The 17,600-nt window shown below is 72.9% G+C and carries 14 protein-coding genes; 8 read left to right on the forward strand and 6 right to left on the reverse strand.

From position 1 onward, the window contains the following. On the reverse strand, positions 1 to 1,105 hold a 1,105-nt coding region (locus ACWEKM_RS16055), incomplete at its 3' end, for a serine/threonine-protein kinase (RefSeq protein WP_451621788.1). An 887-nt stretch (positions 1,106 to 1,992) separates the two neighbouring features. Between ACWEKM_RS16055 and ACWEKM_RS16060 the strand changes: the two genes are divergently transcribed. The 5 genes from ACWEKM_RS16060 (at position 1,993) to ACWEKM_RS16080 (ending at position 8,273) form a co-directional block, all read left to right on the forward strand. Further along, on the forward strand, positions 1,993 to 3,348 hold the full coding sequence (locus ACWEKM_RS16060; protein ID WP_451621789.1) for an aminotransferase class III-fold pyridoxal phosphate-dependent enzyme: 1,356 nt from the start codon (positions 1,993 to 1,995) through the stop codon (positions 3,346 to 3,348). 110 nt (positions 3,349 to 3,458) lie between these two features. Further along, complete coding sequence (locus ACWEKM_RS16065; protein ID WP_451621803.1) at positions 3,459 to 4,151, forward strand: GntR family transcriptional regulator; 693 nt, start codon at positions 3,459 to 3,461, stop codon at positions 4,149 to 4,151. After that, positions 4,148 to 6,574, forward strand: a complete 2,427-nt coding sequence (locus tag ACWEKM_RS16070) for a glycosyltransferase (protein ID WP_451621790.1) — start codon at positions 4,148 to 4,150, stop codon at positions 6,572 to 6,574. Before ACWEKM_RS16065 ends, ACWEKM_RS16070 begins: the two co-directional genes overlap by 4 nt. A gap of 80 nt (positions 6,575 to 6,654) precedes the next feature. Continuing rightward, positions 6,655 to 7,305: a hypothetical protein gene (locus ACWEKM_RS16075; RefSeq protein ID WP_451621791.1), complete on the forward strand. Its 651-nt coding sequence runs from the start codon at positions 6,655 to 6,657 to the stop codon at positions 7,303 to 7,305. 107 nt (positions 7,306 to 7,412) lie between these two features. Next, entirely contained in the window at positions 7,413 to 8,273 is an 861-nt protein-coding gene (locus ACWEKM_RS16080) for a poly-gamma-glutamate hydrolase family protein (protein ID WP_451621792.1), read from the forward strand. A gap of 28 nt (positions 8,274 to 8,301) precedes the next feature. Here the strand turns inward: ACWEKM_RS16080 and ACWEKM_RS16085 are convergent, their stop codons facing one another. The 4 genes from ACWEKM_RS16085 to ACWEKM_RS16100 all read right to left on the reverse strand — a co-directional run bounded on the left by ACWEKM_RS16085 (position 8,302) and on the right by ACWEKM_RS16100 (position 12,931). Continuing rightward, a complete protein-coding gene (locus ACWEKM_RS16085) occupies positions 8,302 to 8,910 on the reverse strand; it encodes a hypothetical protein (RefSeq protein WP_451621793.1) in 609 nt (202 codons plus the stop codon). Further along, positions 8,891 to 11,026: a caspase, EACC1-associated type gene (locus ACWEKM_RS16090; protein ID WP_451621794.1), complete on the reverse strand. Its 2,136-nt coding sequence runs from the start codon at positions 11,024 to 11,026 to the stop codon at positions 8,891 to 8,893. The genes ACWEKM_RS16085 and ACWEKM_RS16090 overlap by 20 nt, the downstream gene beginning before the upstream one ends. Then, the gene (locus ACWEKM_RS16095; RefSeq protein WP_451621795.1) at positions 11,026 to 11,547 is read right to left on the reverse strand and encodes an effector-associated constant component EACC1; all 522 of its coding nucleotides are present in this window, start codon (positions 11,545 to 11,547) and stop codon (positions 11,026 to 11,028) included. The genes ACWEKM_RS16090 and ACWEKM_RS16095 overlap by 1 nt, the downstream gene beginning before the upstream one ends. A gap of 100 nt (positions 11,548 to 11,647) precedes the next feature. Continuing rightward, positions 11,648 to 12,931, reverse strand: coding sequence for an adenylosuccinate synthase (locus tag ACWEKM_RS16100; RefSeq protein ID WP_451621796.1), 1,284 nt, complete (start codon positions 12,929 to 12,931; stop codon positions 11,648 to 11,650). A gap of 197 nt (positions 12,932 to 13,128) precedes the next feature. On the opposite strand from ACWEKM_RS16100, the gene ACWEKM_RS16105 reads away from it, so the two are divergent. Then, on the forward strand, positions 13,129 to 14,001 hold the full coding sequence (locus ACWEKM_RS16105; protein WP_451621797.1) for a diacylglycerol kinase: 873 nt from the start codon (positions 13,129 to 13,131) through the stop codon (positions 13,999 to 14,001). 256 nt (positions 14,002 to 14,257) lie between these two features. Here the strand turns inward: ACWEKM_RS16105 and ACWEKM_RS16110 are convergent, their stop codons facing one another. Continuing rightward, complete coding sequence (locus ACWEKM_RS16110) at positions 14,258 to 14,791, reverse strand: GbsR/MarR family transcriptional regulator (RefSeq protein WP_451621798.1); 534 nt, start codon at positions 14,789 to 14,791, stop codon at positions 14,258 to 14,260. 73 nt (positions 14,792 to 14,864) lie between these two features. On the opposite strand from ACWEKM_RS16110, the gene ACWEKM_RS16115 reads away from it, so the two are divergent. Both ACWEKM_RS16115 and ACWEKM_RS16120 read left to right on the forward strand, forming a co-directional pair. Then, positions 14,865 to 15,857 carry an ABC transporter ATP-binding protein gene (locus ACWEKM_RS16115; protein WP_451621799.1) on the forward strand — a complete coding sequence of 331 codons (993 nt, stop codon included), beginning with the start codon at positions 14,865 to 14,867 and terminating at the stop codon, positions 15,855 to 15,857. Next, entirely contained in the window at positions 15,854 to 17,473 is a 1,620-nt protein-coding gene (locus ACWEKM_RS16120; RefSeq protein ID WP_451621800.1) for an ABC transporter permease, read from the forward strand. Before ACWEKM_RS16115 ends, ACWEKM_RS16120 begins: the two co-directional genes overlap by 4 nt. Positions 17,474 to 17,600: the final 127 nt, after the last annotated feature.

Here is a 17,600-nt window from a genome sequence, read left to right on the forward strand (position 1 = left end):
AGGCCCGGGGCGGGGGGGGGGGGGGGGGGGGGGGGGCCCGCCGGTGTCCCCCCCCCGCCCCCCCCCGGCCCCGGCCCCCCCCGCCGCCGCCCGCCGGATGTCCGCCGGGCGCCCCCGAGGGATCCGCGCCCCGAGCCCCCGCCGGGCCCGCCGCGCCCGGCGGAGCGTCCGGGGCGGCCGGGCCCTCCGGGTCCTCCACTTCAAGCAACTGGACGGCGTGCCGACCGAGTTGGGCCACCAGGGCGGCGGGCAGCCATGGGTCCCGTGACCGGCCGTCGGACACCGTGTTCTCCGCGCCGGTGTACTCCAGGATCCGGTCCAGCGTCGGCCGCGCGGCCGGGTCCTTGCGCAGGCATTCGCGGACGAGGTCGGCGATGCCCTCGGGGACGCCCGCGAGGTCGGGCTCCTCCTGGGCGATGCGGAACATCAGGGCGTGCACCCCGCTGTTGGCGCCGCCGAAGGGAAGCGAGCCGGTAGCCGCGTAGGCGAGCACGGAACCGAGGCAGAACACGTCGCAGGCGGGCGTGATCCGGTCGCCGCGCACCTGCTCGGGCGCCATGAAGCCGGGCGAGCCGACCAGCGAGCCGGTGCGGGTGAGTCCGTCCCCGGCCAGGGTCTCCAGCGCCCGCGCGATCCCGAAGTCGATGACCCGCGGCCCGTCGATGGTGACGAGCACGTTGGACGGCTTGAGGTCGCGGTGCACGATCCCGGCGGCGTGGATGTCCTGGAGCGCGTGCGCGAGCCCGGCGGCGAGGATCCGCACCGAGCGCTCGGGCAGCGGCCCGTGGTCACGCCCGACGACCTGCTGCAGGGCGGGCCCGGCGACATACCCGGTGGCCACCCACGGCACCGCGGCCTCGGTGTCCGCGTCCAGGACCGGCGCCGTCCAGTGGCCGCCGACCCGCCGGGCGGCCCGCACCTCCTGCCGGAACCGCGCCCGAAACTCCTCCTGCTCGGCGAGTTCCCCGCGTACCAGCTTCACCGCGACGGTGCGGCCCCGGTCCGAGCGGGCCAGGTACACATGCCCCATCCCGCCCGCGCCCAGCCGCGCCAGCAGTCGGTACGCCCCGATCCCGCGCGGATCCCCAGGTCCCAGCTTCTCCACGGAACCGCCGCCTCCCCCTGTATGTCGGCCTCGGACCGAGAATAGTGCGGCCCTGGAAGGAGTCGCCCGGGGCGGTGCGCGCGGTTCCGGCATATCCCTGCCCGGGGCGACACGGGGCCCAGGTCCGGGGCAACACCAGATCCAAGCCCCGAGCGGCACGGGACCCGTATCCAGGGCAGCACCAGGCCCAAGTTCGGGGCAACACCGGACCCCGAGCCCAGGCAACACACGACCCAAGCCCAGACGGCACAGGGCCCATGTCCGAGGCGGTACCGGACCCGAGAGCCCGGGGCGACCCGGAGCCCAAGCCCAGACGACACCAGGCCCAAGCCCCAGGCGGCACGGGACCCGTATCCAGGGCAACACCAGACCCAAGCCCCAGGCGGCACGGGACCCGTATCCAGGGCAACACCAGACCCAAGCCCCAGGCGGCACGGGACCCGTATCCAGGGCAACACCAGGCCCAAGTTCGGGGCAACACCAAACCCCGAGCCCAGACGGCACAGGGCCCATGTCCGGGGCGGTACCGGACCCGAGAGCCCGGGGCGACCCGGGGCCCGAGCCCAGACGACACCAGACCCAAGCCCGGGGCAGCACCAGGCCCGAGCCCGGACGACACGGAACCCGAGCCCAGGCGGCACGAGGCCCGTATGCCAGGGCGGTACCGGACCCAAGAACCTGGGGCGACCCGGGGCCCAAGCCCAGACGACACCAGACCCGAGCCCGGACGGCACGGAATCCGAGCCCAAGCGGCAGCGGGGCTGGCGCCGGGCATGATCCCGAGTGCTGCGAAGCCGTCGGCGTCGACAACCTGTCGCTAAAATCGCCCGACCACGGAACAGGACGCCGATGTCCGGTCCGTATCCCGGACATCTACGCTCGCGGCCATGACCCCTCAGCCGAACCCCGACGCCGGCGCCGCCGTGAAGGCCGCGGACCGTGCGCATGTCTTTCACTCCTGGTCCGCTCAGGAACTCATCGACCCGCTCGCCGTGGCCGGCGCGGAAGGGTCGTACTTCTGGGACTACGACGGCACCCGGTATCTGGACTTCACCAGCGGGCTCGTCTTCACCAACATCGGCTACCAGCACCCGAAGGTGGTCGCCGCGATCCAGGAGCAGGCCGGGTCCCTGACCACGTTCGCGCCCGCGTTCGCGGTCGAGGCCCGCTCCGAGGCGGCCCGGCTGATCGCCGAGCGGACACCGGGCGACCTCGACAAGATCTTCTTCACCAACGGCGGCGCGGACGCGATCGAGCATGCCGTCCGCATGGCCCGGCTGCACACGGGCCGCCCGAAGGTGCTGTCGGCGTACCGCTCCTACCACGGCGGCACCCAGCAGGCGGTCAACCTCACCGGCGACCCGCGCCGCTGGCCCTCCGACAGCGGCTCCGCCGGGGTCGTCCACTTCTGGGCGCCGTTCCTCTACCGCTCCCGCTTCTACGCCGAGACCGAGGAGCAGGAGTGCGCCCGGGCGCTGGAGCACCTGGAGACCACGATCGCCTTCGAGGGTCCGGGCACCGTCGCCGCGATCGTCCTGGAGACGATCCCGGGCACGGCGGGCATCATGGTGCCGCCGCCGGGTTACCTCGCGGGCGTGCGGGAGCTGTGCGACAAGTACGGGATCGTCTTCGTCCTGGACGAGGTCATGGCCGGGTTCGGGCGGACCGGCGAGTGGTTCGCGGCCGACCTGTTCGGCGTCGTGCCCGACCTGTTGACCTTCGCGAAGGGCGTGAACTCCGGATATGTGCCGCTCGGCGGTGTGGCCATCTCCGGGAAGATCGCCGAGACCTTCGGCAGGCGCCCCTACCCGGGCGGCCTGACGTACTCCGGCCATCCGCTGGCCTGCGCCGCCGCCGTCGCCACGATCAACGTGATGGCGGAGGAGGGCATCGTCGCCAACGCGAAGCGGCTGGGCGCGTCCGTGCTGGAGCCGGGGCTGCGCCAACTGGCGGAGCGGCACCCCAGCGTGGGCGAGGTGCGCGGCGTCGGCATGTTCTGGGCCCTCGACCTGGTGAAGAACCGGGACACCCGGGAGCCGCTGGTGCCGTACAACGCGGCGGGCGAGGCGAACGCGCCGATGGCCGCGTTCGGCGCCGCCGCCAGGCAGCACGGCCTGTGGCCCTTCGTCAACATGAACCGCACCCATGTCGTACCGCCCTGCAACGTCTCCGAGGCCGACCTGAAGGAGGGTCTCGCGGCCCTGGACGCCGCCCTGAGCGTGGCCGATACCTACACGGAGTGAGGGCCTGCGCAGCACCGATTCTCACCGGGCGCAACCCGAACGCGTAAGGTGGCGTGCTCGTAGACATAAGCGAGTACGTCACCCGCACGTGTGAGGAGAGACCGCCGACCATGCCGGGCAACGGGGCCGTGACGCGCAGCACCCTGCGCCAGCAGATCGCGGACGCGCTGCGTGACGAGGTGCTCGCCGGCCGGCTCCAGCCGGGGCGCGAGTTCACGGTGAAGGAGATCGCCGAGCAGTACGGCGTGTCGGCGACCCCGGTCCGGGAGGCGCTGGTCGATCTGTCCGCGCAGGGCATCCTGGAGGCCGACCAGCACCGCGGTTTCCGCGTCCCGGAGTACTCGCTGACGGACTACTGGGGCATGGTCGAGGCCCGCAGCCTGATCACCGACGGCATATTCCAGGCCCTCGCCGACGGTCACAACGCCTTCCAGGACCCGGCCGAACCGCGGATCGCGGCGGCCCTCGCCACGGTGCGGCGGCGCGGCGAGGAGGCCCGGCGCGCGGCGGGCACCGGCGACCTGAGCGTGCTCATCGGCTACGACCTGCGTTTCTGGCGCGAGCTGAGCGGCCTGTTCGGCAACCCCTACCTCGCCGACTTTCTGCACCGGCTGCGCCTGCTGTCCTGGGTGTGCGCGGTACAGCACCTGCGCCTTCTGCCGGATCTGCGCGGACTGCTGTGGTCCGGCCACACCGAACTGGTCGACGCGCTGGTGCGCCGGGACGCCGCCGCGGCCCGCGCGGTCGTCACCGAGTACAACGCGCACGCCTTCGCCCTCATCGAGCAGTTGGCGGCCCGGTGAGCGGCGGTACCGGAGCGGTCGACCTCACCGTCGTGGTCCCCGCCTACAACGAGGCGGCGCGCCTCGGCCCCACCCTCGCCGCCATCACCGGCTACCTGGGCGAGAACGAGGGCCGCTGGGGCGAGTGGGAGGTCGTCGTCGCCGACGACGGGTCGACCGACGGCACCGGGGACGTCGTCACCCGGCTCGGGCATCCGCAGGTCCGGCTGGTCACCGCCCCGCGCAACCGGGGCAAGGGCCATGCCCTGCGGCTCGGGGTCGCCGACTCGCGCGGGCGGCGGGTGCTGGTCACCGACGCCGATCTGGCCGCCCCCATCGAGGAGTTGGAGCGGCTCGACAAGGCGCTCAGCGAGGGGAACGCGGTGGCGATCGGTTCGCGTTCGGTGCCGGGCGCGGACATCGCACACCGGCAGCACCGGGTCCGCGAATGGCTCGGCCGCGCCGGCAACCTGCTGATCCGCGCCACCGCGGTGCCCGGCATACGGGACACCCAGTGCGGTTTCAAACTGTTCGACGGAGACCAGGCGCGCACGGTGTTCGCGGCCTCCCGGCTCGACGGCTGGGGCATCGACGTGGAGGTGCTCCAGCGCTTCCACCGCTCGGGCTGGCCGATAGCCGAGGTCCCGGTGCGCTGGAGCCACCAGCCCGGTTCGAAGATCGGCCCGCTCGACTACGCGCGCGTGCTGGCCGACCTGGCCCGGCTGCGGGCCCGCGCGCTGCGCCCCGCCGATCTGCTGGCGACCGTCCTGTTCCTGCTGATGGCGGTCCTGCTCTACTCGGGCCGCCTTCTCGACCCGGCCCACCGCTATCTCCCGGACTCGTTGCAGGACCAGAACCAGTGGGAGTGGTTCTTCGCGGTGACGGCCGACAACGTCGCCCATCTGCGCAACCCGCTCTTCACCGACCTGCAAGGCTTCCCCGACGGCGTCAACCTGATGGCCAACACGGTCATGCTGGGCCTGTCCGTGCCGTTCGCGCCGCTCACGCTGCTGGCCGGTCCGGCGGTCTCGCTGAGCGTGTGCATGGCGCTGGGCCTGGCCGCCACCGCGGCCGCCTGGTACTGGCTGATCGTGAAACGGGTGGTGCGGCAGCGGGCCGCCGCGTTCCTCGGCGCGTCCCTGGCCGCCTTCGCCCCGCCGATGGTCAGCCACGCCAACGCGCACCCCAACTTCGTGGTCCTGTTCATGATCCCGCTGATCATCGACCGCGCCCTGCGGCTGTGCGCGGGCGCCCGCGTGGTGCGGGACGGGATCGTGCTGGGGCTGATGGCGACCTACCAGATCTTCCTCGGCGAGGAGCCACTGCTGCTCGCCTCGATCGGCATGCTGCTGTTCGCCGCCGGCTACGGGGCCGTTCGCCGGGATGTGGCGCGGCGGGTCTGGCGGCCCCTGGCCAGGGGCCTGCTGATCGGCGCGGCGGTCTGTCTGCCGCTGGTCGCCTTCCCGCTGTACTGGCAGTTCGCCGGCCCGCAGAGCTACAAGAGCGTCCTGCACGGCGACAACGCGGGCAACAGCCCTCTCTCGCTGCTCGCCTTCGCCGAGCGCTCCCTGATCGCCGGCGACGCCCAGATCGCGGGTTCCCTCTCGCTCAACCCCACGGAGCAGAACGCCTTCTACGGCTGGCCGCTGGTCGCCCTCGCCTTCGCGATCGTCGTACGGCTGTGGGAGCGGGCCCTGGTCAAGGCGCTGGCGTTCACGGCGGTGGCCGCCGCGCTGCTGTCGCTCGGCCCGCGGATCCGCATGCCGCTCACCGACACCGTCTTCCGCGGCCCGTGGGCGGCGCTGGCCCATCGGCCGCTGTTCGAGTCGGTCATCGAGGGCCGACTGGCGATGATCTGCGCGCCCGCGCTCGGCATCCTGCTCGCGATCGCCGTGGACCGGCTGGCCGCGACCCGCGCCGCGGCGACCCAGTACGTCGGGCTGCTCGGCGTCGCCCTGGCGCTGCTTCCGCTGGTCCCGGCGCCGCTGAAGTCCGTGCCGCGGGCCCCGGTGCCGGCGTTCATCGCGGACGGGATGTGGAAGCCGTACGTCCACAAGGGCGAGTCGCTGGTCCCGGTGCCGCTGCCCGACCCCGGCGCCGCGGAGGCGCTGCACTGGCAGACCGCGGCGGGCCTCGGCTTCCGGCTGCCCGGCGGCTACTTCAACGGCCCCTACGGTGCGGACCGCATCGGCATCTACGGCGCCTCCCCCCGCTACACCTCCAACATGCTGCGCGAGGTCCACTACACGGGCGTGGTCCCGGAGATCGGCGCGAACTGGCGGGCGCAGGCCCGGCGGGACTTCGCGTACTGGAGGGCGGGCGTCCTGGTGCTCGCCCCGCAGACCAACGACGGTCCGCTGCGCGATGCCGTGACGAAGCTGACCGGCCGGCCGGGGAAGTGGACCGGCGGGGTGTGGGTATGGGACCTGCACAGGGGGAGCTGACCCCGTGCCGCACCGACTACCCTTCCCTGACCACCTGCCGTGCGTGCAAGCGCGCCGCGTGCCGATGCGAGGAGCCCTCTTTGGCCTGTGACCTGTGGCTGGTACCGCTCGTCGACGTGTTGTGCCACACCCCCGACAACCCGTTCGCCGAGGAACTCGCGCAATACAACGAGGTGCTCGCCGAGTCCGGGCTGCCACCGGTGCCGGTGTACCAGTACATGCCGGGCCTGTCCGGCGATGTCGCCCCGGTGGCCGGTTTCGACTACGACGCGCTGCATTTCCTGCGCCGGGCCTATCTGCTCCAGGTGTGCGGGCTGCCGGTGACCCCGGTGGACGACCTGGGCGGGGACTACGAGCAACTGCTGGAGATGTTCGAGTCGACGGCCCAGCAGTCGCATCTGGTCTGGCACTACGACCACGCCGGCGCCTATGTCCCGGTGGACTTCCCGCAGCCGCTGTCCAACGACGAACTGCTGGCGGGCGGCGGCCCGTTGGGCTCCTCGCAGGCGCTGCTGCGGGACCTGGAACAGGTGGCCCCGGCGATCGGTATCGATCCGGCCAACCCGCCGGCCGCCCCCGAACCGCCGAGCGCGCCTACGGAACTGGAGGAGCCGGCCGGGCCGGCGCCGTACGACCCGAGCCCGTTCGCCCGTGAACGGCACGTCTGGCTCGGCCTGCACGCCGCGGCCACCCGGAGTCTGGCCCAGGGCTCGATGATCGTCTTCAGCTGACTGCCCGGTTCCCCGTCTTCAGCTGAGGGTCCGATTCCGCGGGGACCGATTCCGCGGGGGCCTGGTTCCGTGGGGAGCGCGGTCGCGCCCCTGCGATCATCGACGCCATGATCGACAAGGTGATCACGACTTCCCGACGCTCCGTCCTGACCGTCCTCGCCGCCGCCGGACTCGGCACCGCGCTGCCCACCGCGCTCGGTGCCGCGCCCGCGTCCGCCGCGACCGACCTGTACGCCTCCAACACGGACCTCTACCAGAAGCTCGCCGGACGCGAGGGCATCGACTTCGCCCGCCGCCACCGGCGCCACGCCTGCACCGACGACGACCAGTCGACGGCACCGGGCTCGTATCCCCGGACCGCGATCCTCGCCCTGCACGGCGGCGGCATCGAGGGCGGCACCTCCGAACTGTGCCTGGGCATCGCGGGTTACGACCCGAAGGACCTCACACCCCGCTACGGGACCGGGGCGCCGCTGTACGACTACTGGATGTTCGAGGGCATCAGATCCAGCGGCAACTCCGAACTCCATGTCACCTCCACCCACTGCGACGACCACATGGCCCGCTCGCTGGCGGCCGGCGCCCTCAACGTGGTGAGCGTGCACGGCTGTACGGCCGCCCAGGCGGGCGCCCCGGCGTCCCGCCCCGAGGCGGTGGTGGTCGGTGGTCGCAACTCCGTCCTGCGCCGGTACCTCGGCGAGGCGCTGGGCGCGGCGGGCGTCCAGACGATCGACGCGTCCGCCGACGACGACATCGCCGGGGTCTCCCCGGACAACATCTGCAACCGGACCCTGCTCGGCATGGGCGCCCAGCTGGAACTGACGACGGAGCTGCGGGCGACCATGTTCGGCACCAACACCGTCAAGGGCAGGGCCGGTTCGGTCACCGCGGAGTTCTGGACGTTCGCGGACGCGGTACGGGCGGCGGTGGCCCGTATGGAGGCGGATCCGTCCCAGGCCGTCCTCTGACGGAGCGTAGGCGGCCGCTCCGGGCCGGTCAGAAGATGTCCGTCTGCACGCCCGGGTCGTTCCAGACGAGGCCGAAGGACGGACAGGAGGCGCTGCCCCCGTCCCAGTGGGCGGAGAGGGTGACCGTCCGGGGCCGGCTGTTCAGGCGGTAGTCGGTCCGGATGTCGTACGCCCGGAGCCATTTCAGGTCGCGCGACACGATCTCCGTGCCGTTGACGCTCAGCCGCCAGCGGATCGTCCGGTCGACGCACCCGGCGGGTACCGAGACATGGAGGAAGCCACGGAGCCGGTACCCGCGCAGACCGATGACCGACGGGGCGTCGAACGTGGTGTCGATCCCCTGGCTCACGTCCCAGGTGTAGTAGTGCGTGCGGATCGAGCCCTCCGCCGCGGCCTCCATGTCCTCCTGGTGGGCGGGTTCCGCGCCGTCCCGGTAGCGCAGTTCGCCCGGTGTCTTGAGGAAGATGAGCAGGGCGAACGCGCCGACGGCGGCCAGGAAGACGGCGAGCACGGCTCGCTCGGCGGCCGTGGAGGGCCTGCCGGTCCCGGCGGCGGGACCGGCGGCGGGACCGGCGGCGGGACCGGCGGCCGAATCCGAGGCGTGATCAGAAGCGTGGTCAGAAGACGAACCAGACATCGAACTTCCTGGACAGTTCGGGTTCATGCCAGATCAGGCCGAAGGAGGAGCAGGCGCCGGTGCCTCCGTCCCAGGAGGCGTCGACCGTGATCCGGTCCGGGGTGCGATCGAGGCCGTAGTCCGTCGATACGTCGTACGAGCGGCGTCCCGTCAGGTCGCCCGCGCCCTTGCGGACGCCGTCGACGGTGATGCGCCAGTGCAGCGTCCGATCGGCGCAGTCGGCCGGGACCGAGAGGGAGAGCCGGCCCTGGAGTCCGTCCACGGCACCGGCACGCCCTGGCCGGAAGGTGGTGGTGACGTCGTCCCGTACGTCCCAGACGTAGGTCTTCTCGTCGGTCGGCGCGGTGGCGGGCGCACGGCCGGTGGTGTGCGTCAGCGGGATGCCGGCGAAGGTGATGAGCCAGGCGCAGAGGACGTAGCCGAGGCAGAGCGCGACGAGCAGCAGCCAGAAGTCGCGCCAGCCCGGCGCGTCCCGTCGGGTGGGGGGCGTCCTGGGGGTTTCGGGCCGCTCCCCGGGGTCGGGGGGCGGGTCGTCGGGGGGTGCGTCGTCAGGGGGCGGGCGGTCGGTGTCCGGCCCGGTCCGTGCGCTCATCTGGGCCGCGGGTACGGCGTCGACGAGCGCCGTCGGCCGGTCCGCCCCGGAGGCCGGAGCCTGGTTCGGTGCCAGGTGTGCCGCCGGATTCGGTGCCGGGTTCGGTGCCGGGTGTGCCGCCGGATTCGGTGCCGGGTTCGGTGCCGGGTGTGGTGCCGGTTCGGTGAGCAGCCGCTCGACCTGCTCGCGCAGCACCTGGACCTCACGCCGCAGGAGTCGGACCTGTTCCTGCCGCGCCGCCAGGTCGTCCGCCATCCGGCGGGTGTAGTCCCGGGCGTGGTCCAGTCGCCGCCGGTGCCCGTCCACCGCGGTCCGGGCCGCGTCACGTTCGGCCTCCGCGGTCTCGGCGCGCGTGGTGGTGGCGGCGAGTTCGGCCTCCAGCGTGGCCAGCCGGGCGTCCAGCGCGGACAGCCGGGTGCCGGACCGCTCGTCGAGGGCGCGGCGCTCGTGCACGGCCCGGGTGAGACCGGCCCTGAGCCGGTCGACCTCCTCCTGCCAGTGCAGCAGGCGGGTCTCGGCGTCGGGGTCCGCCCGCTGCGCCCGGCGGCGCAGTCCGTGCAGCCGGGCCAGCTCGTCGTCCGGGGGCCCGAGGCCCTGTCCGGCCAGGAGGGCGGCGAGCCCGTCCAGGAAGGTTCCGGGCGCGACGGCCCCGCCCCGCAGATACCGGTCGAGCGTGGCGGCGGGCGTCCCGAGCGCGTCGGCGAGGGGCCGTCCGGCGCCCCAGCGCTCCTCGGCGGGCCCAAGGGCGCCGCGCAGCGCCTCCGCGTAGGCGAGGGCCTCGGGGGTTCTGGCCCCGGTCCAGCGGTTGCGGACGAGGGTGATGCTGTGACCGGCGCCGCGCGCCCGCTGCTGCGGCACGGGGCGGTCCTGGCCGATCAGCCGCCGCCGTACGTGCCAGTACAGCGTGTTCATGTCCAGCAGATCGGGTCCGGCCGGGATGCCCTCGCCCAGGGTCCTGAGCAGTTCGCCGGTGAAGGCGGTGTACTCCTCGTCCGGCGGGGCCAGCGCCTTCTTCGTCTCCGCGCACGCCGTCATCACATAGGTCCCCTCCACCAGGGTGTGATCGGCGAAGTCGGCCGTGGCGCCGAGGTGTCCCTCCATGGCGCCGCCGCTGTAGCAGCAGTCCAGGATCACCACGCGGCTGCGCGCCGGGCAGGCGTTGACCAGGACGTGCCGCAGCCTGCTGTACTCCACCGCATGGTGCAGCCGGTCGGCGTGCGAGTCAGGCAGCGCCAGATGGAGTCCGCCCTCCGGGGACGGCAGCCCGTGTCCGGCGAAGTACAGCAGGAAGGCGTCGCGGGCCTGGGCCGCGGCGGCCTGCACGACGTCGACGACATCGACGGGGGATACGGGGTTCGGCAGGAGGACGCAGTGTTCCGCGGGCAGCCCCCACACGTCGGGGTCGCAGAGCAGCCCCGCGATCCCGGTCACGTTGTTGGCGACCGACGGCAGTCCGGCCAGCGAGACATAGCTGTCCACGCCGATGACCACCGCTCGGGAGGCGGCGGGATCCGGCAGCCCCATCAGTCGCTCTCCGGCCCGCTCCGCGGCGGCAACTGCCGGACGCTGTCAGCCTGCTGGGCGCTGTCGGCCGACCGAGCGCTGTCAGCCCGCCGGGCGCCGTCGGCCGACCGAGCGCTGTCAGCCCGCCGGGCGCCGTCGGCCGAGCCGGTCCGCTCCGCGTCCACGCCCTCCAGCGCCGCCACGATCCGCCGCACCGTGTCGTCGTCGCAGTCGCCCTGGACGGTGACCGAGCGGTCGCCCGAGGTGATGGTGAGCGCGGGGGCGGCCGGACGCGCGGTGCGCCAGGCGGCATAGGCCAGGGCCAGGTTGAGCGCGGCGAACCCCTGGCCGAGCACCAGGTCGATGACCTCGACCGCGCCCATCGTCCCGGCGCCCTGTCGGGCTGGCACCAGGGCCGGCTCGGCATGCCGCCGCGCCTCCGGGTCCTGCCGCAGCCACCGGTACAGGTCGAGCAGCGCGAGTTCCCCGTCCTCCGCCGCGGCCCCGATCTCGGCGTGCACGGCCTCCGCTCGATGGTCCATGCCGAGCACGATAGTCACCCGCGACGACCGCCGCCGGAGGATGCCGATGCCTCATGCGCGTGGGGGACCGCGGGTGCGGTCCCCCACGCCACCCGCCCCGCTACAGGAACGAGTTGATCTGGATCGTCTCGTCGCGGCCCGGGCCCACCCCGATCGCGGAGATCGGGGCGCCGGACATCTCCTCCAGCGCCTTGACGTACTGCTGTGCGTTCTTGGGCAGGTCGGAGAAGGACTTGGCCTTGGTGATGTCCTCGGACCAGCCCGGCAGCGTCTCGTAGACGGGCTTGGCGTGGTGGAAGTCCGTCTGGGAGTACGGGAGCTCCTCGACCCGGCGGCCGTCGATCTCATAGCCGACGCAGACCGGGATCCGCTCCCAGCCGGTGAGCACGTCCAGCTTGGTGAGGAAGAAGTCGGTCAGACCGTTGACCCGGGTCGCGTACCGCGCGATCACCGCGTCGAACCAGCCGCAGCGCCGGTCCCGGCCGGTCGTGACGCCCCGCTCGCCGCCGATCCGGCGCAGCGCCTCGCCGTCCTCGTCGAACAGCTCGGTCGGGAAGGGCCCGGCCCCGACACGGGTCGTGTACGCCTTGAGGATGCCGATGACCCGGCTGATCTTCGTCGGGCCGACGCCGGCACCGGTGCAGGCCCCGCCCGCGGTGGGGTTGCTGGAGGTGACGAACGGATAGGTGCCGTGGTCGATGTCCAGCAGCGTGCCCTGCCCGCCCTCGAAGAGGACGACCTTGTCCTGCTCCAGCGCCTCGTTGAGGACCAGCACCGTGTCCGCGACGTACGGCTTGAGCTGCTCCGCGTAGCCCAGCAGCTCCTCGACCACCTGGTCGGCGGTGATGGCGCGCCGGTTGTAGAGCTTGGTCAGCATCTGGTTCTTGACGTCGAGCGCCGCCTCGACCTTCTGCTGCAGGATCGACTCGTCGTACAGGTCCTGGACCCGGATACCGACGCGGTTGATCTTGTCGGCGTAGGTGGGGCCGATACCGCGTCCCGTCGTACCGATCTTCCGCTTCCCGAGGAACCGTTCCGTCACCTTGTCGACGGTGACGTTGTACGGCGTGATGATGTGCGCGTTACCGCTGATCAGAAGCTTGGAGGTGTCGACACCGCGTTCGTTCAGACCGCTCAGCTCGGAGAGCAGCACCGATGGGTCTACGACGACGCCGTTGCCGATGACCGGCGTACAACCGGGGGAGAGGATTCCGGAAGGAAGGAGGTGGAGTGCATACTTCTGGTCGCCGACGACAACCGTGTGGCCGGCGTTGTTGCCGCCCTGGTACCGGACGACATAATCCACCGAGCCGCCGAGCAGGTCGGTGGCCTTCCCCTTGCCCTCGTCACCCCACTGAGCACCGAGCAGCACAAGTGCGGGCACGCGCGTACACCCCTTCCGGGCGGGGCATGTCCAAGGTCAGGGGCGTACGCGTAGGGTTCACCGCCACGTACCACCGCGACCGCCGTTGGTCGCACAACCGTCGGACCGGATGCCCCGGAATAGACGAAGCCCCTGGCGCAATCGCGCAAGGGGCTCTTGCACAAAGATGCTACCCGAGGAAGCGAGGCAGGACCGAGGTGGCGACTTTCGCGACGTCCGATCAGCTGCTGGTGATCATCGATCCGGTTGCCCGGCGGGCCGACGGCGAGTCCGTTCGCATCGCGAAAGACGTGCTCAGCGCGGGCGCGACCACGAAGGTGTGCCTGCCGGACGATCCGGAGGAGTTCGCCCGGGCGCTGGCCCGCCGTGGGTCGCGGCGGCCGGTGGTGGTCGGCGACGACCGCGCGCTGGTACGGGCCGTGTCCCTGCTGCACCGGCAGCGGGAGCTGGCCGGATGTGTGCTGTCCATGGTTCCGGTCGGGGGTGTGCTGGCGCTGGCGGAGACGCTCGGCGTGCCGACGGGGGCGGTGGCGGCCGCACGGGCGGTGCTGGACGGGACGGGGCGCCGCATGGACCTGCTGGTGGACGACAGCGACGGGGTGGTGCTGGGCGCCCTGCGGATCCCGCCGCTCGTGCCGCACGAGGGCCGCCCGGCGGAGCCGGTGGGCGCCACCGCCGTCTCCGGGCGTCCGTGGCTGCGCTCGACGTACCGGTCGCTGGTACGCACCCTGGCGCCCCGGCCGCCCCGGCCCGCCCCGGCCGCCCCGCCCGGTCCGGCCCGGCTGCGGGTGGAGGTCGACGGGGCGACGCTGGTCGACCTGGACCAGCCGGTGGAGGCGGTGTCGGTGACGCCGGGCAGCGCCGGGCGGGCCGAGGTCGAGGTCGAGGTGCGGCCGGTGTCGGTGGGCGCGGAGGCGTCCCCGCTGCGGGTGTCGGGACGCACGGTGACCGTGACCGGAACGGACTTCCGCTACCGGACGGACGCGGGGGTCACGGGCCCGGTCCGCCGCCGCACCTGGACCCTCCGGGAACGGGCCTGGACCCTGACCCTCCCGCCCCCGCTGCCGTAGCCCCGTAGCCCCGTAGCCCCGGCCCCGGGACGGTGTTCCCGATCACCTCGCTGCCCGTGCCGGTCCAGCAGGTGGCCGCGGTCGTAGCCCGCGGGGCGAGGGCGCGGGGTAGTCCTGCAACGGTGCCAGTGCCCCAACAGGCAACGTTCGCCCCGTCACGACGCCCGGCACGCTCCCCCAAGCTCTCGGCTCCGCTCGAGCAGGGGGGACCCCCACGACGCCGCTCCTCAACGGGCAAACGTTGCCTGCCGGGGCACTAGTCGGCGGAGCGGGCCGGGGTGCGGTTGTCGGGGGTGTTTCGCGGGTACAGCCGCTCGCGGTGCAGTCGCCAGCGCTCCATGATGTTCGCCACGTCCTGTTCGATGAACTCGAAGAAGGCGAGGGTCTCCGCGAGGCGGCGGCCCGCCGGGGTCTCGGCGCCCAGGCTCGCCACGCCCTCCCGCAGCGCGTCCTCCCAGCGCTTGATGATCGCCTCGCGGTTGGTGAGCGCCTGGTACCACTGGTCGCTGTGCACCCGGTACCGCTCGCGCCGCGAGCCGGGCTCCCGCTCCCGGGAGACCATGTGCACCTGGGCCAGATAGCGCACCGCACCGGAGACTGCCGCGGGGCTGATTCTGAGCCGGTCCCCCAGTTCGGCGGAGGTCAGCGTGCCGGTGTCGGAGGCCAGCAGCGCCGCGAACACCCGGGCCGGCATGCGTGGCATGCCCGCCTCGACGAGCTGCGCCGCGAAGGACTCCACAAACCGCGAGACCGACTCCGGATCCCGCCCCGCCACCGTTGACTCCGTCATATGGTCACCCTACCCGCGGTTTATACACTTCTTTAACTTCACAAATTTCTGAAAGAAGCGTACGTTCCCCATCATGACGAAGGCAATCACGGTCTCGGGACTCCACAAGTCCTTCGGCCGCACCCACGCGCTGGACGGTCTCGACCTGGAGGTCGAGACCGGCGAGGTGCACGGCTTCCTCGGCCCCAACGGCGCCGGCAAGTCCACCACCATCAGGGTCCTGCTCGGCCTGCTGCGGGCCGACTCGGGCGCCGCACAGGTACTCGGCCGCGACCCGTGGACAGACGCCGTCGAGGTGCACCGGCGCATCGCCTACGTGCCCGGAGACGTGACCCTGTGGCGCAACCTCTCCGGCGGCGAGGTCATCGACCTCTACGGCCGCCTGCGCGGCGGACTCGATCCGCGGCGCCGCGCGGAGCTGATCGAGCGCTTCGAACTGGACCCCACCAAAAAAGGGCGCACCTACTCCAAAGGCAACCGACAGAAGGTCGCCCTGGTCGCCGCCTTCGCCTCGGACGTCGACCTGCTGATCCTGGACGAGCCGACGTCCGGCCTCGACCCGCTGATGGAGGCGGTCTTCCAGCACTGCGTCGAGGAGGAACGCGACCGGGGCCGCACGATCCTGCTGTCCTCGCACATCCTCAGCGAGGTGGAGGAGCTGTGCGACCGGGTGAGCATCATCCGGGCGGGCCGCACGGTGGAGACCGGCTCCCTGGCGGACCTGCGCCATCTGACCCGGACCAGCGTCAGCGCCGAACTCGCGGGCCCGCCGAACGGGCTCACGCACCTGCCCGGCGTCCACGACCTCGACATCCAGGGCCACCGCGTCCGCCTCCAGGTCGACACGGACAAGCTGAACGAGGTCCTGCGCTCGCTGAGCGAGTCCGGCGTGCGCTCGCTGACCTCGACCCCGCCGACGCTGGAGGAGCTTTTCCTGCGGCATTACGAGGACGAGACGCCCGAAACCGCCGGGACGGCCGAGACCGCCGGGACTGCAGAGACCGCCACGACGGACGCGACCGCCGCGAACGCCACGCCCGCCGCGACCGACGAGGTGGCACGGTGACCGCCGCCGCGCTCGCCCCCGAGGCCCGGGGCGCCCGGTCCGGCGGTTCCCGGCACCTGGCCGGCACCGGCATCCTGCTGCGCTTCGCGCTGCGCCGGGACCGCGTGCTGATCCCGGTGTGGGTCGCGGTCAACGCGCTGATGGTCCTCTCCATGCCGAAGTCACTGACGAGCCTGTACGGCACCGCCGCCGCGCGCGTCGACCTGCTCCACCAGATGGACACCAACCCCTCCCTGCGCGCGCTCATCGGCCCGGTCTTCGACGACTCGCTGGGCGCCCTGACGGCCTGGCGCGTCGGCATCTACGCGGGCGCGCTCGCCGCGGTGACGAGCCTGCTCATCGTGGTCCGGCACACCCGGGACGAGGAGGAGAGCGGGCGGCAGGAACTCGTCTCGTCCGGCATGGTCGGCCGCCGCGCCCCGCTGACCGCGGGCCTGCTGGCCGCGGCCGTGGCGAACGCCGTACTGACGCTGCTGGTCGGCGCCGGCCTGGCCGGACACGGCGGCGCCGGGGCGCTCGCCTTCGGCCTGGGCATCGCCGGGGTCGGCATGGTCTTCGCGACGGCGGCGGCGATCGTGGTCCAGCTGACGGAGAGCGCACGGCTGGCCCGCGGTCTGACCGCGGGCGTGCTCGGCGCCGCGTTCGTGCTGCGCGCGGCCGGCGACTCGGCGTCCGCCGACGGCTCCTCGGCCCTGACCTGGCTGTCCCCGCTCGGCTGGCTGGAGAACCTGCGGGCCTTCGCCGGCGAACGCTGGTGGGTCCTGCTGCTGTTCGCCGCGGCCGTGGCCGCGCAGGCCGCCGTCGCCTATGTGCTGGCCGGCCGCCGCGACACCGGGATGAGCTTCCTGCCGACCCTGCCGGGACCGGCCCAGGGGCGGCTCGGCTCGGCCGGCGCACTGGCCTGGCGGCTCCAGCGGGGCAGCGTCCTCGGCTGGTCGATCGGCTTCTTCCTGGCCGGGGTGGTCTACGGCGGGATGACCGATGGCGCGGCCGACCTGGTCCGCGACAACAAGCAGGCCCGGGACCTGTTCGCGCGCTTGGGCGGCCAGTCCGGGATCACCGACGCGTTCCTCGCCTCGATGGTCGGCATCATGGGCCTCGTCGCCGCCCTGTACGTCGTCTCGTCCGTGCTGCGGCTGTACGGCGAGGAGACCACCGGCCGGGCGGAGCCCGTCCTGGCCGGGGCAGTGGGCCGGCTGCGCTGGGCGGCGGGCCATCTGACGATCGCCTTCGGCGGGGTGGTGGTGCTGATGCTCCTGACCGGGCTTGGCTTCGCCGCCGGTTACGGCAAGCAGGTCGGCCCGATCCTCGGGGCGTGCCTGGTGCAGGTGCCCGCCGTCTGGGTGGTCGGCGGCCTGGCGGTCCTCCTGTACGGCGTGCTGCCGCGCGGCGCGATGGCGGCCTGGGCGGTCGCCGGTGCGGTGCTGCTGATCGGCTGGGTCGGTCCCGCGCTGGACGTCCCGCAGGCGGTGCTCGACCTGTCCCCCTTCGGCCATCTGCCCAAGCTGCCGGGCGGCCCGATGCAGTGGAGTCCGGTGCTCATCCTCCTGGCGCTGGCCGTCGCGCTGGTCGGCGCCGGCCTTGCGGCCCTGCGCCGACGGGACCTGACGACCTGACGAGGCGCTGGGCGCTGTGCCTGCACGGGCCGGGCACTCGCCATGGCGCGGCGCGCCCGCGGCCGGGTGCGGCAGTGTTGTGGCTGAGCGCGCAGTTCCCCGCGCCCCTTCAGGGCGCCATCACAGC

The organism is Streptomyces sp. NPDC004752 (assembly GCF_053601275.1).

What these genes read in the sequence shown, in the direction of transcription:
- ACWEKM_RS16085 (WP_451621793.1), bottom strand. Translation starts at nt 8,910, where the DNA reads ATGTCTGGTTCGTCTTCTGACCACGCTTCTGATCACGCCTCGGATTCG.
- ACWEKM_RS16065 (WP_451621803.1), top strand. Translation starts at nt 3,459, where the DNA reads ATGCCGGGCAACGGGGCCGTGACGCGCAGCACCCTGCGCCAGCAGATC.
- ACWEKM_RS16095 (WP_451621795.1), bottom strand. Translation starts at nt 11,547, where the DNA reads ATGGACCATCGAGCGGAGGCCGTGCACGCCGAGATCGGGGCCGCGGCG.
- ACWEKM_RS16080 (WP_451621792.1), top strand. Translation starts at nt 7,413, where the DNA reads ATGATCGACAAGGTGATCACGACTTCCCGACGCTCCGTCCTGACCGTC.
- ACWEKM_RS16060 (WP_451621789.1), top strand. Translation starts at nt 1,993, where the DNA reads ATGACCCCTCAGCCGAACCCCGACGCCGGCGCCGCCGTGAAGGCCGCG.
- ACWEKM_RS16115 (WP_451621799.1), top strand. Translation starts at nt 14,865, where the DNA reads ATGACGAAGGCAATCACGGTCTCGGGACTCCACAAGTCCTTCGGCCGC.
- ACWEKM_RS16110 (WP_451621798.1), bottom strand. Translation starts at nt 14,791, where the DNA reads ATGACGGAGTCAACGGTGGCGGGGCGGGATCCGGAGTCGGTCTCGCGG.
- ACWEKM_RS16090 (WP_451621794.1), bottom strand. Translation starts at nt 11,026, where the DNA reads ATGGGGCTGCCGGATCCCGCCGCCTCCCGAGCGGTGGTCATCGGCGTG.